The organism is Paracoccus sp. DMF (assembly GCF_004407025.1).
Classification (GTDB): Bacteria; Pseudomonadota; Alphaproteobacteria; order Rhodobacterales; family Rhodobacteraceae; genus Paracoccus; species Paracoccus aminovorans_B.
On sequence record NZ_SOKV02000213.1, the window covers coordinates 1 to 502 of the forward strand.

General features: G+C 65.5%; 1 protein-coding gene. It reads left to right on the forward strand.

The window, feature by feature from the left end:
- Window positions 1-502: formate--tetrahydrofolate ligase (locus E3D03_RS21295; protein WP_263568591.1), on the forward strand; the 502-nt coding region annotated here is incomplete at both ends.

A 502-nucleotide genomic window follows, 5' to 3' on the forward strand; every position in this document is an offset into this window, starting at 1 on the left:
CCACAACCTGCTGTCGGCGATGATCGACAACCACATCTACTGGGGCAACGAGCAGCAGATCGACCTGCGCCGCGTGGTCTGGCGCCGCGTGCTGGACATGAACGACCGCGCGCTGCGGCAGATCACCTGCTCGCTGGGCGGCGTGACCAACGGTTTCCCGCGCGAGACCGGCTTCGACATCACCGTCGCCTCCGAAGTGATGGCGATCCTGTGCCTGGCGACCGACCTTGACGATCTGGGGCGGCGGCTGGGCGACATGATCGTCGCCTATCGGCGCGACAGGACGCCGGTCTATTGCCGCGACATCAAGGCGGACGGTGCGATGACCGTGCTGCTGAAGGACGCGATGCAGCCCAACCTGGTGCAGACGCTGGAAAACAACCCGGTCTTCGTCCATGGCGGGCCCTTCGCCAATATCGCCCATGGCTGCAATTCGGTGATCGCCACCACCACGGCGCTGAAACTGGCCGATTACGTGGTGACCGAGGCCGGCTTCGGCGCC